A 3,875-nucleotide genomic window follows, 5' to 3' on the forward strand; every position below is an offset into this window, starting at 1 on the left:
CGCTCCGGATGAATATGATGATCTCATATCAGGAACTTGTTCGCACCTTCCCTAATACTACCGAGAGAATAATTAAAATAACGTCGATGGGGGGGGATGAGGGCGTCAGCCCAAAACCAAAGACCAGAACGCCGACGCCAAGACCGCCAACCATACCTAAAAATACGCCGCCGATACGAGCGCCAAACATCAGGGCGATAAGGATAAAACACAATTCTGTCCAGAACATACTTCCCCCCGGATAATGGAGTGAATGCCAGTTATGTTTTTATATAATCAGTGAGATGTGGTTAGCCGGAATAGGATTTACCAAAACCAAACGCGCCGTAATGATGTAAAACCTGGCCCGCTGATTTCCCCCCCGCCGACATGGCGCGAATAATATCGTCGCGTTCCGCTGGTGCTTTACCGCCTGCCAGAATGGAGAGCATAAAACCGGTTAAAAAGGCATCGCCTGCGCCGAGCGTATCGACGGGCTGAATATAAACAGGCTGCCATTCAATAAGTTCGTTTCCGGCATAGTAATAGACTTGTTCATGTCCGCGCGTGGCGATAACATGTTTACAGCCGTAATCGTAAATTGTATGAATTTTAGTAATAGCTTCTTCGACCGATAGCGCACCGCAGGAAATAAAACCGTAATCCACCCACGGACAAACCTGTCTAAAATAGTCATCGGTACCGCGCCCGGAAAAATCAAACGACAACGTGACGTTAAGTTGTTTTATTTTTTCTAATTCCGTTTCCAGGAAACCATTAATACTGGAGTGCACCGCATCGAACCGGGAAATATAATCGAGATCGTCATCTGATAATTGCAGCGGATTTTCCCGTAATACGCCGTTTTTATTGCTGGTAACAAATTCCCTGTCGCCCTCTACCAGACGGATACAGGCATAACCGTTTTCACCGTCGTAATGCCGACATCGCTGAATATCAACCTGCAACTCCTGCAGGGCATCCTGCACGTGCCGGGCAGCGGCGTCATTACCGAATGCCCCGAGAAATGCGCTTTTGTTGCCCGCCAGCCGGGCATACACCGCGTAATTCAGAGCGTTGCCGCCGGGGTACATCACGCCGGAATGAAGATATTTATCAACGACATTATCACCAATGCCAATCACCTTAATGTCCATCATTGATCCTTGTTAATAGCGATAAACCGGGCGTCCCTGCCCATGCTTCAAGTCCTGGTGTGATTAATATTCGACCTTCCACATATAGCGACGGGTCGTTAACGGATGCTGGCGGATCGCAGCCAGCGCGCGGTTATAAACCGGGTAAACGTTGTTGAACAGCGAATGGTTGAAGTAGTCGATTACCGTCGGCCTGATGGTAGAAAGCCCCAGCTCTTTCGCGTCCACCACTTCGATGCGGCGGCCATATTTTTTCAGGAAGTTCAGGGCGCGTTCATCCACCGCGCGGGTGCTGCCTTCGGAGAACTGAAAGAAGAACGGCGTGTTGGCATCGGTGATTTCAAACGGACCGTGGAAGAACTCGCCGCTGTGGATGCAGGCGGAGTGGATCCACTGCATTTCCATGAAGATACAGATGCTCTGCAAATAGGCCGCACCGTAGCCTGCGCCGCTCGCCATGGTGTAGATGACTTTGTCGTCTTTGTACTCCCTGGCGAACGCCTGCGCTCGGTTCTGCAAATGATCCCAGGCGCGGTAAACGATGCGGTTAATTTTACTCAGGCCATCCTGGAAATCCTCATAGTGGGCGTACCCTTCTGTCTGGTTAAGGATTTCTACGGCAGTAATCAGGCCCTTGAGGGTTTTCTCTTCGGCGATATCTTTACCGTCGCCAAAGCTGTAGGTCTCTACAAAGTCGCAGTGCGCCACCAGCGGGGAATCAGTCACCCAGGTCAGGCCGATGACCGGCACGCCACGGCTTTGGGCCAGCTCGGCCGCTTTGATGGTTTCCGGGGTGTTGCCTTTGTGGGACGCCACCACCACCACGGCGTTGTCGCCCAGCGCCACGGGCGGGTTATTAATAAATTCGCCGCTGTTGTACAACCCGACGGTGACTTTGGCGGCTTCTTTTTCCAGGAAGGCTTTGGCCGGGTAGAACGCTGCATACGAGCCGCCACAGGCGACGTAGTACACGTGCGTGATCCCGCCCTTCTCCGTTTTGTTCTCCACAATGCCGCTAATGATTTCTTTAATACTCATCACATTTCCCCTTGGGTCGTTTCTGACGCGAACTGCGTGACGGTAGCGCGCCATTCAATGTATCTAAATGTATCATTTAAATTGTATAGCATTTGAATACATTTAGATCAACGAGAGCCGATGCAAAAAAAAGGATCCGTGACGCAGATCCCGATTTACGCTGTAACGGGGTGATGATCAACGGCTAAAACATGGTCAGACAGTAAAACGCAGCTTGTCACCGACGATCAGTTGATGAGACATGCAGGACATTTCGCCTTTGTTATCAATCATCTCGCTTTTAATCGAGATCAGCGGATAGCGGTTGGCGACGCCAAGATAGTGGGCGACTTCAAAACTGGCGTACACCAGCTCAATGGTTTTGCTGGAGTGGGTAAACCACAGTCCGTGCTTGTCGCGCAGGGTGTCATACAGGGAGTTGCTGTTGAGATCTTCATTCAGCAGCGCGGCAAACTGTGGCGGGAACCACACGGTTTCCAGCGACACCGGTACGTCGTCGGCATAGCGAATACGCTCAATGACCACCGCTTTTTCACCGACCGGGATGTTCAGTTTGACGCGGGTGTCCTCATCGCACGCTTCAAACACAGATTTGATGGTACGTGAACCGGGGCGTCGGCCCTGGGAGCGGCACAGCTCGCTGAAGCTCATAATGCCGGTCATGCTGCGCTGGAACTTCTCGCCGGAGACGAAGGTCCCTTTGCCTGAAACGCGGGTAAGGAAATTCTCCCGCGTCAGCGCGTCCAGCGCTTTGCGTACCGTCACGCGGCTAACCTGCCAGCTGGCGCTGAGGTCGTTCTCGGTGGGGATCTGTTGCCCCGGCTGAAACTCTCCGCTTAAGATCGCCCCTTTCAGGGCGTCTTCAAGCTGCTTATACAGCGGTTTGGCACTTGAGGTATCCGGCAGATTCACGATATGTATCCTTTTGTATTGTCATAAGGCAGACGGCACATGGTTTACAATATACAATAATTTGCTTATGGCTACACTTTAGCAGTGGGTGGATTCCACTCGCGACACCTGAGGCGCTTAATCAGAGCTGGTCGATTGACTTTATGCACGATGCGCTGGTCTGTGGAAGACGCTTGCGTACCTTCAATGTGGTGGACGATTTTAACCGCGAAGCACTGGCGATAGAATTCGACCTGAATATCCCGGCCCAACGGATTGTCAGGGTGCTGGACAGGATAGTCGCAAACCGTGGATATCCGTTGAAGATGCGGATGGACAACGGACTACCGTCGGAGTCAACTGTTTTTACGCAAAGGGCTCCTGCCATCTGATAAAAAGACAATGGTTCATTTTTACATCCGATACCGCTCATTTCCTTCTGGCTTATAAATATGCTTACCATGATATACAAGGGTCCGGATGGCCCGACAGGACTTAACACAGCATTTTAGGAAGCCATGGACATTGAGCATTATCTAATGGTCGCGATGCGCCTTACGGCCCGTTGAATAACGTCCCATGGCTTATTTCGTAATAACCTTTATAATCAATATCCTGTTTTACAATTGCATGCGCCTCTCTGGCGACTTTTGTTGCCACAGCCGTCATGGCTTTTCTTTCTGATCGGGTTTATCTCCATTTTCCCGGATATAGCGTTCATATTTGTACGGCTTTGTTGAATAAATAAGATTTCTTGCGAACGACCCTGTAGCTGGCTGGATTTTCAGGCAATACGCACGCTTTCTGGCA

3 protein-coding genes and 3 pseudogenes are annotated in these 3,875 nt (G+C 50.9%); 1 reads left to right on the top strand and 5 read right to left on the bottom strand.

The window, feature by feature from the left end:
• Positions 1-52 precede the first annotated feature (52 nt).
• The 4 genes and pseudogenes from ABLV54_RS12900 to ABLV54_RS12915 all read right to left on the bottom strand — a co-directional run.
• Positions 53-229: pseudogene (locus tag ABLV54_RS12900) on the bottom strand (anaerobic C4-dicarboxylate transporter family protein); the annotation flags it as partial.
• 61 nt (positions 230-290) lie between these two features.
• Complete coding sequence (locus tag ABLV54_RS12905) at positions 291-1,136, bottom strand: fructoselysine 6-kinase (protein WP_016947010.1); 846 nt, start codon at positions 1,134-1,136, stop codon at positions 291-293.
• A gap of 63 nt (positions 1,137-1,199) precedes the next feature.
• Positions 1,200-2,177, bottom strand: a complete 978-nt coding sequence (gene fraB, locus ABLV54_RS12910) for a 6-phosphofructose-aspartate deglycase (protein ID WP_085956082.1) — start codon at positions 2,175-2,177, stop codon at positions 1,200-1,202.
• 192 nt (positions 2,178-2,369) lie between these two features.
• The gene (locus tag ABLV54_RS12915) at positions 2,370-3,089 is read right to left on the bottom strand and encodes a GntR family transcriptional regulator (protein ID WP_029505543.1); all 720 of its coding nucleotides are present in this window, start codon (positions 3,087-3,089) and stop codon (positions 2,370-2,372) included.
• 92 nt (positions 3,090-3,181) lie between these two features.
• Here ABLV54_RS12915 and ABLV54_RS12920 point away from each other — a divergent pair.
• Positions 3,182-3,409: pseudogene (locus ABLV54_RS12920) on the top strand (DDE-type integrase/transposase/recombinase); the annotation flags it as partial.
• A gap of 211 nt (positions 3,410-3,620) precedes the next feature.
• Here the strand turns inward: ABLV54_RS12920 and ABLV54_RS12925 are convergent.
• Positions 3,621-3,793 (bottom strand): annotated as a pseudogene (locus ABLV54_RS12925) (IS110 family transposase); the annotation flags it as partial.
• Positions 3,794-3,875 lie beyond the last annotated feature (82 nt).

This window comes from Klebsiella sp. JB_Kp042, assembly GCF_040065275.1.
GTDB lineage: Bacteria > Pseudomonadota > Gammaproteobacteria > Enterobacterales > Enterobacteriaceae > Klebsiella > Klebsiella quasipneumoniae.